This is a genomic window from Micromonospora sp. WMMD975 (assembly GCF_029581215.1).
In the GTDB taxonomy this organism is placed as follows: Bacteria; Actinomycetota; Actinomycetes; order Mycobacteriales; family Micromonosporaceae; genus Micromonospora.
Genome location: NZ_CP120739.1, coordinates 2,343,987 through 2,360,561, shown reverse-complemented (window position 1 = coordinate 2,360,561; position 16,575 = coordinate 2,343,987). Strand labels below are relative to the sequence as shown.

Here is a 16,575-nt window from a genome sequence, read left to right as displayed (position 1 = left end):
GCCGTCGTAGAGAAAAGGTGAGGGCCACCCGGCCCGAACCGACCCGGGACCAATGACCCTGATCACCTTGCCGCAGGGCCCGTCGTGCGACCATCCACCACTGATGGACACCTCCCCCTGGCGCGCGCCGCTGCTGTGGCGCGGCGCGCAGACGCTCGCCCGCGCCCTCGTCGCGCTGATCGGCCGGCTCGAGGTCACCGGCGACGTGCCCGAGGAGCTGCGGCGCGGGCCGCTGATCCTGGCGGCCAACCACATCAGCCCGTTCGACCCGGTGGTGCTCGCCGCCGCCTGCCGGGTCCGGCGCGTCGCGCCGCGCATCATGGCCACCGCCGGGCTGTTCCGGGCCCCGGTGATCGGGCCGCTGATGCGCCGCGCCGGGCACATCCGCGTCGACCGCGGCACCACCGCCGTGCACCGCTCGCTGGAGGTCGCCGCCGAGGCGGTGGCCGGCGGCTCGGTGGTGCTCGTCTACCCCGAGGGCCGCATCGGGCTCGACCCCGGCATGTGGCCCGAACGGGGCAAGACCGGCGCGGCCCGGCTCGCTTTCGCCAGCGGCGCCGCCGTCGTCCCGGTCGCCCAGTGGGGCTCGCACGAGGTGCTGCCCTACCGCGCCCCGAAGGGGATGCTGCGCGGCCTGGCCCGCGCGCTGCGCCGCCGGCCGGTCATCAGAGTGCACTTCGGCGCCCCGGTGGCCCTGGCCGACCTGCGCCACGACGCGCCGGGCGCGGCCCGCCACGCCACCGACCGGATCATCGACGCGATCACCGAAGACCTGGTCCCGCTGCGCCCGCACGAGCCCGACCTGCCCCGGCACGTCGACCCCGGCCGACCGAGCGACCCCAGCCGCGCGCACCGCCGCCACCGCGCGGGCTGAACCGGGCTCAGCCGGCGGCGCGCAGCCGGTCGTCGAGGGCGGCCAGGTCCGGCACGAACCACACCTGGTCGTGCCGGTTGGACTCGGCGACGAGTGCCCGCAGCGCGCCGCTTTCGGCCAGGTGCGCGGAGATGTCACCGACCACCGCCAGGCGCAGCCGGTAGGTGACGAACTTCTGCATGACCTCCCCGGCGAAGCGGGTGCCCAGCGCGAAGAAGCGCGGGTCGAGCCGCTGCGCCGGCACCGCCACCACGCTCGCGCCGGCGAACGCCGCGCCGATCAGGTCCAGCGCGTCGGCCTCGGTGGCGATCGGCGGGCCGGCCGGGTCGCAGAGCAGCACCGTGACCCCGGCGCGCTCGACCAGCTCGTCAGCCACGGTCGGCCTCCTCCCCCGTGCGCGGGCCGTGGCCGCCGTCGAGCAGGCCGTTGTCGCCGTCGAGCACCGCGTCGAGCAGGCGCAGCAGGTCGGCGGTGGCGGCCAGATCGCCCAGGATCACCAACTTCATACGCTGACGCTCCTCGTCGTGCACGGTCTGCACCCGCAGTGGACGGTCCGGGTCGGGGTGGGTGTTGACGCCGGCCAGCACCAGCGTGGCCAGGCGGTCGGCGGCGGCCCGGTCGACGCCGTCGAGCGCGACGATGCTCGACACCTCCGCCGCCGAAGGCGTGGCTGTCGCCGGCCGGCCGGTCAGCGCGTCCAGGTCGGCGCGGGCGATCCGGTACTGCTTGCCGATGCGCACCGCGCGCAGCCGGCCGGCGCGGATGTAGCCGCGCACGGTGCGCACGTGCAGCCCGAGCAGCGCCGCGACCTGCTCCACCGAGTACATGTCGTTACCCATCGCACCCTAAGATAGCGGAACAGGGAACGATAGGGAATTTCGTCGGCCGGCCATCCGGGCGTCATCTCCGGCCGGCATACTGCCGGCGTGCAGCCTCGTCACGGCTATCTCGACGCGCCCGCGCCGCTGGCCTTCGCCCACCGCGGGGGTGCCGCCGACGGCGACGAGAACACCGCCGCCGCGTTCGCCCGCGCGGTCGCCCTGGGCTACCGGTACGTCGAGACCGACGTGCACGCCACCGCAGACGGAGTGCCCGTGGTGTTCCACGACCCGACGCTGCGCCGGGTCACCGGCGAGAACGGCCGCATCGCCGACCTGCGCTTCGCCGACCTCGCCTCGGTACGCGTCGGCGGCGCCGCCGTGGTGCCCCGCCTCGACGACGTCCTCGGCGCCTGGCCGCAGGTCCGGTTCAACGTCGACGTCAAGGCCGACGGCGGGGTGGAACCCACCGTCGCCGCGGTCGAGCGCGCCGGCGCCGGCGACCGGGTGCTGCTGGCCTCGTTCAGCGACGCCCGGCTGACCCGGCTGCGCGCGCTGGCCGGGCCGACGGTCGCCACCGGCCTCGGCATGCGCGGCGTGGCCCGGCTGCGGATGGCGTCCCTGCACGGGCGGGCGCTGCGGCTGCCGCCGTCCGTGGTCGCCGCCCAGGTGCCGGTCTCCTACGGGCGGATCCCGGTGGTCGACCGGCGGTTGATCGCCTACTGCCACCGGATCGGGTTGCAGGTGCACGTCTGGACGATCGACGAACCCACCCAGATGCACCACTTACTTGACCTCGGGGTGGATGGCATCATGACCGATCACGTCGGCGTGCTCCGCGACGTCTACCGCAGTCGCGGCCACTGGGCCGCCTGAGCCCCCGAGGACCGCCCCGATGGCCGATCCGGTCACCCCCGTCGTCGTCGACCCCGCCCCACCGGGCAGCACCCGCCGCGAACGCACCGGCTGGTACTTCTACGACTGGGCGAACTCCGCGTTCCAGACCACCGTCATCACGGTCTTCCTCGGGCCGTTCCTGACCACCGTCACCGAACTGGCCGCCGGCTGCGAGCTGGGCGCCGACAGGTGCGACGGCGTGGTGCACCCGCTGGGCATCCGCGTCGCCGCCGGCTCCTACTACCCGTACCTGATCTCGCTGTCGGTCTTCCTCACCGTGTTCGTGCTGCCCGTGGTCGGCGCGATCGCCGACCGGTCGGCGCACAAGAAGCGGCTGCTCGCCGCCGCCGCGTTCACCGGCGCCGGGGCGACCATCGCGTTCGCGTTCGTCACCGGCGAGCGTTACCTGCTCGGCGGCGCGTTGTTCCTGGTCGCGAACATCTCCTTCGGCGCCGCCGTGGTGGTCTACAACTCGTTCCTGCCGCAGCTCGGCGGCCCGGACGACCGCGACGGCATCTCCAGCCGCGGCTGGGCCATCGGCTACCTCGGCGGCGGGGTGCTGCTCGCGCTCAACCTGGTCGCGGTCACGATGCTCAGCGAGGACGGCAACGCGCAGCGCACCCTCGACCTGGCCCGCTGGTCGATCGTGTCGGCCGGCGTGTGGTGGGCCGCGTTCACCCTGCTGCCGCTGCGCTGGCTGCGTGAACACCCCACCGCCGCCGCCCGCCACGGCGGCGGTGGGGTGCTCACCGACGGGTTCCGGCAACTCGGGCACACCCTGCGCGAGATCAAGACGTACCCGCTGACGCTGTTCTTCCTGCTCGCCTTCCTGGTCTTCAACGACGGCATCCAGACCGTCATCACCCTGGCCAGCCAGTACGGCACCGAGGAGCTGCGGCTGGAACAGGGCACGCTGATCGTGACCATCCTGCTGGTGCAGTTCCTCGCCTTCGGCGGCGCGCTCGCCCTGGGTGCCCTGGCCAAGCGCATCGGCGCCTGGAAGACCGTGCTGCTGTCGCTGGTGCTCTGGACCGGCGTGATCATCGCCGCGTTCCGGCTGCCCGCCGAGGCCCCGGTGCCGTTCATGATCCTCGGCGGCTGCATCGGCCTGGTCCTCGGCGGCAGCCAGGCGCTGAGCCGGTCGCTGTTCAGCCAGCTCATCCCCGCCGGCAAGGAAGGCGAGTACTACGGCTTCTACGAGATCAGCGACAAGGGCACGAGCTGGCTCGGCCCACTCGCGTTCGGCCTGGTCTTCCAGCTGACCTCGTCCTACCGGGTCGGCCTGGTCTCCCTGCTGATCTTCTTCGTGGTCGGCTTCGCGCTGCTGGCCGCCGTGCCGATGCGCCGGGCCATCGTCGCCGCCGGCAACACCCCGCCCCGGGTGCTCTGAGACGCACCCCGCGGTGGATCATCGCGGACCGGATGCAGCGGCGTCGATCGGCTAGGCTGCCCCGACGTGACCGACGACGCCGCTGCCGCCCCGACCTGCCTGGCCCGCCCCCTGCCGGGGCCCGGCGACGACCGCGCCGGCGGCTGCGCCGCCGCCCGCGGCGTCGACGGCCGGCCGTTGCACGCCGCCGCGCTGAAGTTCTTCTGGGGGCCGATGGACTGCGGCAAGTCCACCATGGCGTTGCAGATGAACTACAACCACGCCCGGCAGGGCCGCCGGGGCCTGGTAACCACCCGCATCGACCGGTCGCTGGGCCCGCAGGTCACCACCCGCATCGGCCTGGCCCACGAGGCCATCGAGGTCACCGACGGCCTCGACCTGCGCGACCTGGTCCGCGCCGCCTGGGCCGAGGGGGTACGCGTGGACTACCTGATCTGCGACGAGGCGTCCTTCTACGACCTGGAGCACATCGAGCAGATGGCCGAACTGGTCGACAGGTTCGACGTCGACGTCTACGCCTTCGGCCTGGCCACCGACTTCCGCTCCTGCCTCTTCCCGGCCGCGCAGCGACTGTTCGAACTGGCCGACGAGGTGGCCCGCATCCAGGTCGAGGTGCTGTGCTGGTGCGGCCGGGAGGGCCTGCTCAACGCCCGGGTGGTGCAGGGCCGGGTGGTCCGCGAAGGCGCGCAGGTCGTCATCGGCGACACCGTCGACACCGCGGACGTGCGCTACCAGGTGCTGTGCCGGCGGCACTACCGCTCCGGCGACCTCGGCCCCCGCGCCTGAGCCGCTAGAACGGGTCCCCGCACACCCGCCACGTCCCGTCCTCCGACACCACCGGCAACTCGCGTTCCTCGCTGCCGCCGCCGTCGCGGTTGAGCCGCACCACCACCGTGGCGCGCGGCCGGCCGGCGCGGGTCGTCACCGACACGTCGACGATCTCGTAGCCGCTGACCAGCGGCGGGGTCCGCACCCAACTGCCGAACCCGGCCCGGCTCCACCGGCTACGCGCGTCGCGGCACAGCCGCCCGTACGCCCGGTCGGTGTCGCCGGCCGCGACGTCGCGGAAGAACCCGTCCGCGGTCTCCCGCACCGGCCCGCCGGCCTGCAACACCACCTGCGCGTTCCACACCGCGAGGCCGGCCACGCCGATCAGGCAGGTGCCCAGCCCGAGGCCGGCGGCCAGCGCACCGGCGCGCAGCGGCTGGCGACGCCGGGCCGGTCGGTGCCACACCTGCTCCCTGCCCATCACCACCGACGGTAGGCAACCGGTGGGCGGCCCGCAGCCGGTTGCGCCCGGCCCGCCCCTCCGCCCCGATCCGCCGGACGTACCTGACAGGAGATGGCAGGTAGGGTCGGCAGACTGCCCGCCATGACGACACACGCCGACCTCGCGATGGTCAACCTGGACAGCTCCGACCCGGCCGCGCACGCCGCCTTCTACGCCCACGCCCTCGGCTGGGAGATCACCCACAGCCAGGCCGAGTACGCCATGATCGTCTCCGGCGGCACCTCGATCGGTTTCGGCCTGGTGCCCGGCTGGACACCCCCGGTCTGGCCGGACGAGACCGGCGCCAAGCGCTACCACCTCGACCTCGTCGTCGACGACGTGGCGCTGGCCGAGAAGGACCTGCTGGCCGTCGGCGCGACGCGACCCGAGTTCCAGCCGGGCGGCGTGGGCTGGACCGTGCTGCTCGACCCGATCGGGCAGCCGTTCTGCCTGTGCCCCCGCCGCAAGGACTGATCCGGCGCGGCGGGCCGCGGCCCGCCGGCGCTGCCGTCCAGGCGTGTCCAACCCTGTCCAGCCGTGTCCATGATCGGCCCTCCCGAACGTGCGCAGGGCCCAGGGTCACGGTACGCAGAGGCGCTGCGACAGGTGGCGCCGCAAAGGGAGGACCGCACAGATGAAGGTTTGGTCGACCGGATCACGACGGGCCCTTCGGGCCCTGGCGATCGCCTCAATCGTGGTGCCCGTGCTGGTCGTCGGGCCGGGAGCCGACGCGGCCGAACGCGACGCGGTGGCCGACGCGCCCGGCGCCGCCGCCGGGATCACCGGCTTCACCCCGACGGTCACCGCTGACGCGACCCGGGCCGCCGAGGCGGCGGCGGGACAGCGGCTGTCGCGCGACGCGGTGCTGGCCGCGTACTGGACCCCGGCGCGGATGCGCGCCGCGCGCCCGGTCGAGGAGTCCGAGCAGTACCGGCGCGCCCTGACGGTGCCGCAGGCCGGCCTCAAGTCCGCGCCCGCGCCGCGCAACAGCGGCCAGGAGCTGATCGTCCCGCCCGCTCGCGGCGCCACCACCGGGGGTATGACGACCCAGGCGACCGACCCCAACCTGCCGACCAGCCACCCGACCGCGTTCACGGCCGGCAAGGTCTTCTTCACCATGGACGGCAAGAACTACGTCTGCTCGGGCACGATCGTGAACACGGCCGCCGGCAACGAGGTCTGGACCGCCGGCCACTGCATCCACGGCGGCCGGGGCGGCACCCTGGCCTCGAACTGGACCTTCGTCCCGGCGTACAACGGCGATGCGGCCAACCCGCGTCCGCTCGGCACCTGGACCGCGACGGGGCTGTGGACCATGACGGCGTGGATCAACGACTCGAACTTCGCCGAGGACATGGCCGTGGCTGTCATGGGCACGCAGGGCGGCCAGCACATCAACCGGTACGGCGCGCAGGGTCTGTGGGTCAACGCCGGCGTGAACCAGTTCATGAACGCGTTCGGCTACCCGGCGGAGGCGCCGTTCAACGGCCGCCGGCTCAAGCAGTGCGCCGCGAGCTCCGTGCAGGAGAACCCGGCGGTGTGGACGCAGACCATCAAGATCACCCCGTGCAACTTCACCGGCGGGGCGAGCGGCGGCTCCTGGCTGATCAACTACGACGGGCAGTGGGGTCTGGTCAACGGCATCAACAGCCGGGCCGACCGGGCGACCTGGGTGGCGTCACCGTACTTCGACGACACCGCGCTGGTGCTGTACGACTTCACGAAGAACTTCTGACCGCCCGGCCGGAACGGGATCCCGGCTGACCGGAGCACCGGGGCGGCGGCCCTCCGCCGCCCCGGTGTCAGTCTGAGGGTTCAGCGCAGCGGACCGCGGGCGACCGCGACCCGAACTACGGCCGGGTTCGACGCTCAGCCGCGTCGGCGGGCCCGGGCCGCCCAGATCGCGTACGCCGGGTCCCGGTCCAGGTTGTGCCGGTCCCGGTCGTAGCGGCGGGTGGTGCGTGGATCGGCGTGGCCCATCGCGTCCTGCACGTCCTCCAGCGGCACCCCCTCGGAGCGGGCCGTGGTGGCGAACGCGTGCCGCAGCGAGTGCGGCGACAACCGCGCCCAGGCGGCGATCCCGGCGGTCTGCGCGAGGCGGCGCACCAGCCGGAACACGGCGTGCCGGTCCAGCCGCCCGCCGGAGGCGGTGACCAGCAGCGGACCGGTCAGCTCCGGCACCGTCACACCATGGGCGGCGGCCCGGTCGGCCAGGTAGGCGTCGAGCGCGTACGCGGTGCCCGGGGTGAGCGCGCGGCGGCGTACCTTGCCGCCCTTGCCGACGAAACGGACGCTGCGGTGCCCGCGCTCCGCGCCCAGGTCGGCCAGGTTCAGCGAGACCAACTCGCCGACCCGCAGCCCCAGGTCGGCCAGGAGCGCGACGACGGCCCGGTTCCGGGCGGCGGTCGGGCCGGTGTCGGCCTCGGCGGCGGCGAGCAGCGCGTCGACCTCGTCCGGGCTCAGCCCGACGGTGGCGGAGTGGTCCCGGTCGACCCGGGGCCGGTCGGCGGCGGCGACCGGGTTGGCCGGCACCGCCCCCAGCTTCACCAGGAAGTCGTACCAGCTCGACAGCGCGGACAGCCGGCGGGCCACGGTGGCCGGGGTGAGCGGGCGGCCGTCCCGCCCGCTCGGGGTGGACTCCAGGTCCCGGCCGTACGCGTTGACGTCGAGGAAGGTGACCCGCAGCGGCTCCAACCCGCGCTCGGCGCACCAGCGCAACCAACCGGTGACGTCCCGCCGGTACGCGTCGCGGGTGTGCTCGGACAGGCGGCGGTTGCGCAGCCACGCCTCGGTGAAGTCGGCCGGGCCACCGGGCAGGGCAGGACGCGCGCGGGGAAGCACCTCGGGACGCAGCATGTGAGAAAGGTTCTCAGTCGGCGGCGCGTTTCGCGACGAGGCGCGCCGCCGACCGGATTCCCGGCACGGGTTACCGTCACCGGATGCGCGCCAGCCGGCTGGTCTCCCTCCTGCTGCTCCTGCAGACCCGGGGGCGGATGACCGCCCAGGAACTCGCCGACGCCCTGGAGGTGTCGGTGCGGACCGTCTACCGCGACGTCGAGTCCCTCGGCGCCGCCGGCGTCCCGGTGTACGCCGACCGCGGCCCGGCCGGCGGCTACCGACTGGTGGAGGGCTACCGGACCCGCCTCACCGGGCTCACCGGCCCGGAGGCCGAGGCGCTGTTCCTCACCGGACTGCCCGGCCCCGCCGCGGAACTGGGCCTGGCGTCCGTGGTGGCCGCCGCCGAGTTGAAAATGCGCGCGGCGCTACCGGACGACCTGGCCGACCGCAGCGGCCGGATCCGGCAGCGGTTCCACCTGGACGCACCCGGCTGGTTCCGTCACCCGGAGGCCACCCCGCACCTGGCCACGCTCGCCGGCGCGGTGTGGGACGACCGGTGGGTGCGGCTGCGCTACCGGCGCTGGCGCGCCCCACGGGAGGTCACCCGGCTGGTCGCCCCGCTGGGCGTGGTACTCAAAGCCGGACGGTGGTATCTGGTCGCCCGGTGCGCGGATCAGCTGCGCACCTACCGGGTCGGCGCGGTGCTCGACGCGGCGGTCACCGACGAGCGGTACGAGCGGCCGGACGGGTTCGACCTGGCCGCCTACTGGCGGGAGTGGACCGCCCGGTACGAACGCGACGTCTACCGCGACCAGGCGCGGATCCGGCTCACCGCCGCCGCGCTGGAGTTCATGCCGTACGTCTTCCCGCCGGAGATGAGCCGGGCGGCGCGGACGGCGGCCGGCGAACCCGGACCGGACGGCTGGTTGGAGACCACCGTGCCGATCGAGTCGGTGCGTCACGCCCACGCCGAGCTGCTCAAGCTCGGCGCCGAGGTGGAGGTGCTGGCCCCGGCGGAACTGCGCGACCGGTTCACCGCGACCGCGCGGGCGCTGACCCGGCTCTATCCGGCCGACGCCGGCGCGGGGGCGGCCGGCGCTCCGGCGTCCCCCGCGTCGGCGTGAGGCGCTCACGCGGTGGTGAGCTGCCGGTGGCCGTTGCTCTCGGCGGGCGCGGTGACCGTGATGCGCCGCGGCTTGGCGCGCTCGGCGATCGGGATGCGCAGCGTCAGCACGCCGTTGTCGTAGCCGGCCTCCAGCCGGTCGGTGTCCAGCGTGTCGCCCAGGAACAGCTGCCGGGTGAACGTGCCCATCGGCCGCTCGGCGGCGACCAGCTCGACCTTGTCGCCGGTGGGGCGGCGTCGCTCGGCGCGGACGGTCAGCACGTTGCGTTCGACGGTGCAGTCGATGCTGTCCGGATCGACGCCGGGAAGGTCGAAGGCGGCGTAGAAGTGGTCGCCGTCGCGGTAGGCGTCCAGGTGCATCACGGCCGGGCGGGCGGTGGTGCCGAAGAACTGCTCGGCGATCCGGTCGATCTCACGGAACGGGTCGGTACGCATCAACATGGCCCTTGCCTCCTCGGTTCTCCTGATCCAAGGTCTCGTGTTGAGTCGAGGTGACTCAACTTCCGGTTTCTGTTTTAGCGCGGCGTCGCCACGCCGTCAAGCCGTCGATCCCGCGGCGGCCTTCCCGCCGCGGCGAGGGCGGTGGCCGGTCACGGACCGGTCCGCCAGTAGACACCGTGCTCGCGGCTGAGCAGCATGTCGTCGATCAGGTAGCGGCGCAGCGTCACGTGATCGGCCTCGCCGCCGGCGCACCAGGGACGCAACACGTCGTCCACCGCCCGCTCCGGGTAGCGCCGCCCCACCTCGAAGCTGCGCGCGGTGATGTGTTCCAGCAGCACCCGGCGGCGCCCGCGCTGCGCCGGCAACCGGGTCAGCGCGCCGTCGCGCAGGAACGTGCGCAGGATCGTCTCGCGCGGGTCGGCCGCCGGTGCCGCCGGCGCCGCCGCGCCGGCCCGGGCGAACTCGCGCAACCGGTCACCGTCGACCCGCAGCCCGGGGGCGTCGTCGACCAGCACGCCCGCGTCGGTGAGCCGACGCACGGCGGTGGCGGCGTCGCGGGCGGACAGGCCGGTGCGGGCCACCACGTCGGGCACGTCCCGGGCGCCGAGCGCGATCGCGGCGAACGCGACGCGGCGACGCTCGTCGGCGAGCGCCCCCGCCAGAGCTTGAGCGGTCATGACCGGCAGCCTGCCACCGGCCCCCGGAGACGGCCAGGCGTTTTCCGTCCGGGCGCCCGGCGGCCAGGCCCGGACGGTGGCGGGCTCAGGCCGGGACCGTGGCGGGCTCAGGCCGGGACCGTGGCGGGGTCAGGCCGGGACGGTGGCGTCGAAGTCGACGTCGGCGGTGTCGACCGTGCCGGCGGTGCGACCCGGGGCGCTCTGGAAACCCCAGTAGAGGTTGGTGTGCGCGATGACCTGCGCCGGCGGCGGTGCGCCGTAGGCGGACAGGTCCTCGGTGGTGTGCGCGTCGGCGACCAGGGTGACGTCGTAACCCCGGGTGAACGCCCCGTGCAACGTCGAACGGACGCAGGCGTCGGTCTGTGCACCGGTCACGATCAGCCGACCCACGCGCGCGGCGGCGAGCACCTGCTCCAGGTCGGTGCCCTCGAACGAGTCGCCGTAGGTCTTGTGCACCAGCGGCTCGCCGTCGCGGCGCGTCAACTCCGGCACGATCTGCCACGGCTCGCTGTCGGCGGGCAGATGCTCGGCGCGGTGCTGCACCCAGACGACCGGCACGCCGGCGACGCGGGCCCGGTCGACCAGGGCGGCGATGTTGGCGACCACCCGGTCGCGGTCGTGGGCGTCGCCCACCACGCCGTTCTGCACGTCGATGACCACCAGTGCGGTGTGCGGACGGTCGGTGAGCGTGGTCATCGCGAGGCTCCTTCGGCGGCTGTCGTCCGGGCGAACCTAACCGGAGCCCCCGACACTTCCCGGCCGGCTCCGACGCGCTCGCCGGGGCCGGTCACAGGAACCGGTGCATGACGTGCAGTCCCACCCGACCGCGCGTCGGGTGGGCGAACGACTCCGGCACGGTGCCGATCACGGTGAACCCCAACCGCAGGTAGAGCGCCACGGCCGCGGTGTTGGTCTCCGCCACGGCGTTGAACTGCATCGCGGCGAAACCCGCCCGGCGGGTCCAGTCCAGCGCGTCCTCGCACAGCGCCCGGCCGACGCCCCGGCCGCGGGCGGCGGCGGAGACCATGAAGCTCGCCGTCGCCACGTGCGACCCCGGCCCGGGCCGGTTGGGGCCCATCTTCGCGGTGCCGAGCACCGTGCCGTCGTCGTCCACCGCCACCGAGGTACGCCCCGGCGGGCGTTCCATCCACACCTTGCGCGCCACCTCGGCCGGCCACGCCGGGTCGTAGACGAAGGTGTCGCCGGCGGTGATGACGTCCTCGACGATCGGCCAGATGTGCCGCCAGTCGGCGTCGGTGCAGTCGCGGATGCGCATCGCCGGCACGCTAGCGCCGGCCCGGTACGCCCCGCCACCGCTTTTCCGGTCATCCGGGCCGGCGACACCGCGGGCCGTCCCGCCCCCCGAAAACCGCGGGCCATACTTGTCGCCATGCTCTGGGGTGTCAGCGGGCCGCTCTTCCTCCTCGACTACCTGGGCGCGGTCGCCGTGGCCGTCGCGGTCGCCCTGGCGGTACGCGAGTCGACCGGCCGCCGGACCCGTGGCGCGACACCCGACCAGGTCGAGTTGGCGTACCTCACCGACCGGGCGCTACTGGCCTGCCAGGTCGGCGTGGCCGCGCTGCGCCGCGCCGGCGGGGTGAGCGTCGGTGACCTCGCCACCCTCCACGCCGAGGGCCCACCGCCGCCCCGGCCGGCCGCCCTGGTCCGCGCCCTGCACACCGCGCTGCGCCGCCCGCAGACCTGGGCCGCGGTCCTCGCCGACCCCGACGTCGGCCGGGCGCTGCGCCGGATGGTCGGCCGGCTGGTCCGCGACGGCTGGCTGCTCACCCGCGCCCAGCGGCGGCGGGTCGCCCTGGGCACCGTGCCCCTGTTCCTGGTCGCCGCGGTCGGCGTGACCCGGCTGCTGGAGAGCGCCGTCGAAGGCCGGACCGCCGGTGGTCCGGCCTCGGTCGCCGGGCTGCTGCTGTGCTGCCTCGCCACCGCGCTCGGTGGCTGGTGGCTGACCGAGGTGCCGGAAACCGGCGCCGCCGCCCGCCGGCTGTTGCGCCGGCTACGCCGTGAGCACGCCGACCTGGACCCCGAACGCCGTCCCACCTGGGCCGGCCGGGACACCGACGCGTTGCTGACCGCGATGGCGCTGTTCGGCCCCCGGCCGCTGCTCGCCGTCGATCCGGCCTTCGCCGTCCAGGTCGGCGTCGACCCGGAGCGCGGCCGTCCCCGCCCGGAGCGCAAACCCGCCCGCCGGTGAGCGGGCCGCCGAGGACGGCGCACCGGTGGTCGTTGCCCCGGTCAGCACTGCCAGGGCGCCGTCGCGCTCCCGCTCGGATCGGGAGTTCCCCTGGCCACGGACAGGTCGAGGTCCGCCGCCGCGGGCAGCGTCGCGCCGTCCAGGTTCACGTTGTCCAGGCGCGCCAGGTCGAGCCGCGCGCCGGACAGGTCGGCGCCGGTGAGATCCGCGCCGGTCAGGTTCGCGTTGGTCAACGCGGCGCAGTGCAGGGAGGTGATCCGCATGCTGACCTCGCGCAGGTCCGCTCCGGCCAGGATGGAGTAGTCGAGATCGGCGCCGCTGAGAACCGCGCCGCGGAAGTCGGCGCCGGTGAGGGTCGTGCGGGCGAGGCGTACGCCGGTGAGGTTCAGTCCGGCGAAGCTGGTGAACGACAGGTCGACGCGCTGTCGGGCGGTGTCGTGCCGGGTGTCACGCCGACCGAGGACCGCGATCGCCGCCAGGATGTCCTCCTCCCGGTGCCGGTAGGCGGAGCGCGGGTCCGCCCCGGCGGAAGCGGTCGGGACAGCGCCGGTGACGGTCCGCCGGTTGGCGTTGTCCCGGATGAAGGCGGCGAGGACCTCGACGATCGTGGGCTGGTCCGCGGGTGAGTCCCGCATCAGGCGTTCAAGCGCATAGATGCCACCGAGGCGCACCTCGGCCGAGGCGCCGCCGAGCTGCTCCACCGACTTGGCGTAGCGGTCGGTCAATTGGCCCTGCCGGGCCTGTTCGGTCTGCCGGTTGGTAGAGACGGCGGAGATGCCGTTGAAGACCAGTGCGCCGAGGGCGGCGACGAGGGCGGTGGCGACCCCCGTCCAGGCGGCCAGGTCGCGGCGAGGCGGGTCGGCGGCGGACACTCGGACGCGACGTAGTCGGCCGGGCCACGGTCCTGGGCGCATACGACCGGGACGTGCTGGCGGCATGGTCACCATTCGACCAGAGGGTCGAGCCCGCGCGTCTCCCCCATCGGGCTCGTTTCGGCGCAGGACCACCCACCGCGGAACGAAAGCGTACGGCCGGCCGGGGTAGGTTTCCTTGTCTTGGGCGCCGGGAAGGCTCCGGCATGGCCGAGACATTCGCGAGCGAAGACCTGAAGACGCTGCGATCGATGGCGCGTGGCGCCGGGATTTCGGATGCCGAGCGCCTGTCGCACGACGACCTGGTCGAGGTGTTGCGCCGGGCCGGGCTGGCCGACGGCACCCAGGACGACTGGCCCGACCAGCCGATCGAGGACCCGGCGCACCTGGCGGGGCTGCCCCGCAGCTCCCTGCGGCAGGGTGACGAGAGCACCGGCGGCCGGGCCGCCGAGGAGGCGATCGGTGCCCGGCCCGGCGAGTCGGGCACCGAGATCGACGACCGCACGCAGGGCTGACCGCGTCGGTCGAGCCGCTCCGGCCGGGGTTGGCTCCACCGGGGCGCATGATCGACGCCACCTCGCCGAGGTGGAGGTGTCCCGCTCGCACCGATGCCGCCACCTCGGCGAGATGGCGCTGCCTATGCTCACCGGATGCTGTCTCAGGTGACCGGGCTGTCCCGCCACTTCACCGAGGAGTCGCTGAGGGCCTATCTGCTGGCGCGGTCGCAGCGACTACCAAGCGGCTGCCTCGTCGTGCGTGGCTACGGCAGCCAGCGCGGCGTCCACCAGAAGCTTGCCGGTCGGGCCTGGGCGCACGTCGCCGCGTACGCGGTCTTCGTGGGTGGCTACCGGCCCGATCTCGAGGTACGTCACGACTGCGGCGTCCCCGACTGCATCGAGCCGACCCACCTGCGCCAGCTCAGTCACGCCGACAACTGTCGGGAGCGTCGGCAGCCGTCGACGTGCCGTAACGGGCACGACCGGGAGCTCGACCCGGCCACCGGGCGGCTCCGGAGGGTGTGCCGCCGCTGCAACAGCGACGCCCAGCGGCGATGGCGCGAGCGGCGTGCCGCCGAGGTCGCCGCCGCGAAGGCCGGCTACCGGCCCTGAGTTCACGGCGGGACCGATCGCGGGCTGCGCGACCGAATACACCACCCTGATTCCTTACGCACAAGAACTGTCATTATGGTGTGCGTGCGATTTGCGGCTTTCGTGGCGGTGATTTAGCAGATTTTCATTAGCGGTAATTCGCTAAATCAATGCGAAGGCTCGGGCACCCCGCCGGGCCGCGACCGGCACTACGGTTGACCCGTCTACCGCATCCACGAAGGAGGCATCGATGGCAGCGTCGTCGCGGGAGGTCGTCGAACGGGTCCTGCGCGCGGGCCGCGAGCAGGACGTCGAGGCGTTCGTGGCGTCCATGGCCCCGGACGGATACATCGAGTGGCCGTTCCGACCCGCGGGTGTGCCCGGGCGGGTGCGGGGGCGCGCGGAGATCCGCCGGCACCTGACCGAGACGGCCGGGACGCTCATCACCTTCGACGAGCACCGCGACGTGGTGACGCACGAGACCACCGACCCCGAGGTGGTCGTCGTGGAGTACGAGGCGGTGGGCACCGTCGTCGCGACCGGCGCGCCGTTCGAGCAGACGGTGATCGCGGTGTTCCGGGTCCGGGACGGCCAGGTCGTGTCGTACCGCGACTACATCAACCCGCTGCCCCTGATGGCTGCGCTGGCCGGGGGCGCGGGCGAGCGCTGAGGCGCACGAGAGGAACACGATGGAACAGCATGAGCTCCGGCACTCCTCGTCGTTCGGCGCGGCGGCGACCGCGTACGCCGAGCACCGCCCGGACTACGCGCAGGCCGCGGTGCGCTGGGCGCTCGACACCGCGCCCGGCCGCCGGGTGCTCGACCTCGGCGCGGGCACCGGCAAGCTCACCGCCACGCTCAACGCGGTCGGCGTCGACGCCACCGCGGTCGAGCCGGACCCGGCGATGCTGGCCGAGCTGCGCCGCGCGCTGCCCGGCGTCCGCGCGCTGCCCGGCAGCGCCGAGGCGATCCCGCTGCCCGACGGCTCCGTCGACGCCGTGGTCGCCGGCAACGCCATGCACTGGTTCGACATGACCGTGGCCGGTCCCGAGATCGCCCGGGTCCTCGCGCCCGGCGGCGTCCTGGCCGGGCTGTGGAACGTCCTGGACGACCGGGTCGACTGGGTCGCCGGGCTGGCCGAGGTCAGCGGCAGCGCCGCCGTCGGCCCCCGCGACACGCCGGTCGGTTGGCGGGTCGAGACGGCGCGGATGCACCTGCCGATAAACGGCGAACCCGCTCGGTTCGACGCGCCGGAGCAGGCCGAGTTCCCGCACGGGCAGCGCCGTACCGCCGATTCCCTGGTGGCGACGCTCGCCACGCGGGCCGGCATGCTGGTCATGCCGGCAGGCGAACGGCAGCGCACGCTCGGCCGGATCCGCGCGTTCCTGGCCAGCCGGCCGGAAACCGCCGACGGCGAGTTCACCCTCCCGATGCTGACCTGCGTGCTGCGCGTGCGGCGCCGGTGAACGGCACGGACGTCCGCCGCGCCGCCGCCGCGATGACCGCCGCGCTGGGGCCGGTCACCGACCGGGACTGGACGGTACGCGCAGGCGACCTGGACTGGTCGTGCTGGACCACCGCCGCGCACGTCGCGCACGACCTGGCCGGGTACGCCGGTCGTCCCGGCGACGCGTATCTCCCGTTCGACCTGCGCGTACGCCCCGACGCGCGACCGGCCGACGTGCTGGCCGTGGCGACCGCCGCCGCCGGGATGCTGGCCGCCCTGGTGGACAGCGCCGACCCGACGGATCGGGCCTGGCACTGGGGTCCCTGCGATCCGGGCGGCTTCGCCGCGATGGGCGTGGCCGAGACCCTGCTGCACACCCACGACGTGGCCGCCGGCCTTGACCTGGGCTGGTCGATGCCGGCCGGGCTGTGCGCCGGGGTGGTGCGGCGGCTCTTTCCCGACGCGCCGGCCGGCGACCCGGCGTCGGTGCTGCTCTGGCTGACCGGCCGGGCCGCGCTGGGCGAGCGGCCCCGCAGAACGTCGTGGACCTGGCGAGCCGCGATCGGCTGACGCCCCCAACGCCACCGGCTGCGGACGAAGAGTGTCCGCGACGTGGCCCGACCGTCTGGCC

22 protein-coding genes are annotated in these 16,575 nt (G+C 74.2%); 13 read left to right on the top strand and 9 right to left on the bottom strand.

Annotated elements, in window-relative coordinates; all coding sequences use genetic code 11:
• Positions 1–103 precede the first annotated feature (103 nt).
• Positions 104–874 carry a lysophospholipid acyltransferase family protein gene (locus O7613_RS10075; RefSeq protein WP_281589366.1) on the top strand — a complete coding sequence of 257 codons (771 nt, stop codon included), beginning with the start codon at positions 104–106 and terminating at the stop codon, positions 872–874.
• Between the two features lie 7 nt (positions 875–881).
• Here the strand turns inward: O7613_RS10075 and O7613_RS10070 are convergent, their stop codons facing one another.
• Positions 882–1,250: a DUF4180 domain-containing protein gene (locus O7613_RS10070; RefSeq protein ID WP_282293459.1), complete on the bottom strand. Its 369-nt coding sequence runs from the start codon at positions 1,248–1,250 to the stop codon at positions 882–884.
• On the bottom strand, positions 1,243–1,713 hold the full coding sequence (locus O7613_RS10065) for a helix-turn-helix domain-containing protein (protein WP_281589370.1): 471 nt from the start codon (positions 1,711–1,713) through the stop codon (positions 1,243–1,245). The genes O7613_RS10070 and O7613_RS10065 overlap by 8 nt, the downstream gene beginning before the upstream one ends.
• Before the next feature lie 87 nt (positions 1,714–1,800).
• Between O7613_RS10065 and O7613_RS10060 the strand changes: the two genes are divergently transcribed.
• The 3 genes from O7613_RS10060 to O7613_RS10050 all read left to right on the top strand — a co-directional run bounded on the left by O7613_RS10060 (position 1,801) and on the right by O7613_RS10050 (position 4,765).
• Positions 1,801–2,568, top strand: a complete 768-nt coding sequence (locus O7613_RS10060; protein ID WP_281589372.1) for a glycerophosphodiester phosphodiesterase family protein — start codon at positions 1,801–1,803, stop codon at positions 2,566–2,568.
• A 19-nt stretch (positions 2,569–2,587) separates the two neighbouring features.
• Positions 2,588–3,979: an MFS transporter gene (locus O7613_RS10055; RefSeq protein WP_281589374.1), complete on the top strand. Its 1,392-nt coding sequence runs from the start codon at positions 2,588–2,590 to the stop codon at positions 3,977–3,979.
• Between the two features lie 111 nt (positions 3,980–4,090).
• On the top strand, positions 4,091–4,765 hold the full coding sequence (locus O7613_RS10050; protein ID WP_281590285.1) for a thymidine kinase: 675 nt from the start codon (positions 4,091–4,093) through the stop codon (positions 4,763–4,765).
• Positions 4,766–4,769: 4 nt separating this feature from the next.
• On the opposite strand, the gene O7613_RS10045 is transcribed toward O7613_RS10050, so the two are convergent.
• Complete coding sequence (locus tag O7613_RS10045) at positions 4,770–5,228, bottom strand: hypothetical protein (RefSeq protein WP_281589376.1); 459 nt, start codon at positions 5,226–5,228, stop codon at positions 4,770–4,772.
• 123 nt (positions 5,229–5,351) lie between these two features.
• Between O7613_RS10045 and O7613_RS10040 the strand changes: the two genes are divergently transcribed.
• Positions 5,352–5,723, top strand: coding sequence for a VOC family protein (locus O7613_RS10040; RefSeq protein ID WP_281589377.1), 372 nt, complete (start codon positions 5,352–5,354; stop codon positions 5,721–5,723).
• Between the two features lie 229 nt (positions 5,724–5,952).
• Positions 5,953–6,984, top strand: coding sequence for a hypothetical protein (locus O7613_RS10035; protein WP_282293457.1), 1,032 nt, complete (start codon positions 5,953–5,955; stop codon positions 6,982–6,984).
• 134 nt (positions 6,985–7,118) lie between these two features.
• Here O7613_RS10035 and O7613_RS10030 read toward each other — a convergent pair whose 3' ends face one another.
• Positions 7,119–8,105, bottom strand: coding sequence for a tyrosine-type recombinase/integrase (locus O7613_RS10030; protein WP_282293456.1), 987 nt, complete (start codon positions 8,103–8,105; stop codon positions 7,119–7,121).
• Between the two features lie 83 nt (positions 8,106–8,188).
• On the opposite strand from O7613_RS10030, the gene O7613_RS10025 reads away from it, so the two are divergent.
• A complete protein-coding gene (locus O7613_RS10025) occupies positions 8,189–9,211 on the top strand; it encodes a YafY family protein (protein WP_282293455.1) in 1,023 nt (340 codons plus the stop codon).
• Positions 9,212–9,216: 5 nt separating this feature from the next.
• On the opposite strand, the gene O7613_RS10020 is transcribed toward O7613_RS10025, so the two are convergent.
• The 4 genes from O7613_RS10020 to O7613_RS10005 all read right to left on the bottom strand — a co-directional run bounded on the left by O7613_RS10020 (position 9,217) and on the right by O7613_RS10005 (position 11,604).
• Positions 9,217–9,651 (bottom strand): Hsp20/alpha crystallin family protein, encoded by a 435-nt coding sequence (locus O7613_RS10020; protein WP_281589383.1) that lies wholly within the window; start codon positions 9,649–9,651, stop codon positions 9,217–9,219.
• Between the two features lie 149 nt (positions 9,652–9,800).
• Positions 9,801–10,328 (bottom strand): DUF2087 domain-containing protein, encoded by a 528-nt coding sequence (locus O7613_RS10015; RefSeq protein WP_282293454.1) that lies wholly within the window; start codon positions 10,326–10,328, stop codon positions 9,801–9,803.
• A 129-nt stretch (positions 10,329–10,457) separates the two neighbouring features.
• Positions 10,458–11,024: an isochorismatase family protein gene (locus O7613_RS10010; RefSeq protein ID WP_282293453.1), complete on the bottom strand. Its 567-nt coding sequence runs from the start codon at positions 11,022–11,024 to the stop codon at positions 10,458–10,460.
• A gap of 91 nt (positions 11,025–11,115) precedes the next feature.
• Entirely contained in the window at positions 11,116–11,604 is a 489-nt protein-coding gene (locus O7613_RS10005) for a GNAT family N-acetyltransferase (protein WP_282293452.1), read from the bottom strand.
• 114 nt (positions 11,605–11,718) lie between these two features.
• Between O7613_RS10005 and O7613_RS10000 the strand changes: the two genes are divergently transcribed.
• Complete coding sequence (locus O7613_RS10000; protein WP_282293450.1) at positions 11,719–12,537, top strand: TIGR04222 domain-containing membrane protein; 819 nt, start codon at positions 11,719–11,721, stop codon at positions 12,535–12,537.
• A gap of 41 nt (positions 12,538–12,578) precedes the next feature.
• Here O7613_RS10000 and O7613_RS09995 read toward each other — a convergent pair whose 3' ends face one another.
• Complete coding sequence (locus O7613_RS09995; protein WP_282293448.1) at positions 12,579–13,409, bottom strand: pentapeptide repeat-containing protein; 831 nt, start codon at positions 13,407–13,409, stop codon at positions 12,579–12,581.
• Positions 13,410–13,615: 206 nt separating this feature from the next.
• On the opposite strand from O7613_RS09995, the gene O7613_RS09990 reads away from it, so the two are divergent.
• The 5 genes from O7613_RS09990 to O7613_RS09970 all read left to right on the top strand — a co-directional run bounded on the left by O7613_RS09990 (position 13,616) and on the right by O7613_RS09970 (position 16,514).
• On the top strand, positions 13,616–13,924 hold the full coding sequence (locus O7613_RS09990; protein WP_282293447.1) for a hypothetical protein: 309 nt from the start codon (positions 13,616–13,618) through the stop codon (positions 13,922–13,924).
• Between the two features lie 135 nt (positions 13,925–14,059).
• Positions 14,060–14,518, top strand: a complete 459-nt coding sequence (locus O7613_RS09985) for an HNH endonuclease (RefSeq protein ID WP_282293446.1) — start codon at positions 14,060–14,062, stop codon at positions 14,516–14,518.
• A gap of 229 nt (positions 14,519–14,747) precedes the next feature.
• Complete coding sequence (locus O7613_RS09980) at positions 14,748–15,167, top strand: nuclear transport factor 2 family protein (RefSeq protein WP_281589396.1); 420 nt, start codon at positions 14,748–14,750, stop codon at positions 15,165–15,167.
• A 19-nt stretch (positions 15,168–15,186) separates the two neighbouring features.
• Positions 15,187–15,963, top strand: coding sequence for a class I SAM-dependent methyltransferase (locus O7613_RS09975; RefSeq protein ID WP_282293445.1), 777 nt, complete (start codon positions 15,187–15,189; stop codon positions 15,961–15,963).
• Entirely contained in the window at positions 15,960–16,514 is a 555-nt protein-coding gene (locus O7613_RS09970) for a hypothetical protein (protein ID WP_282293444.1), read from the top strand. The genes O7613_RS09975 and O7613_RS09970 overlap by 4 nt, the downstream gene beginning before the upstream one ends.
• Positions 16,515–16,575: the final 61 nt, after the last annotated feature.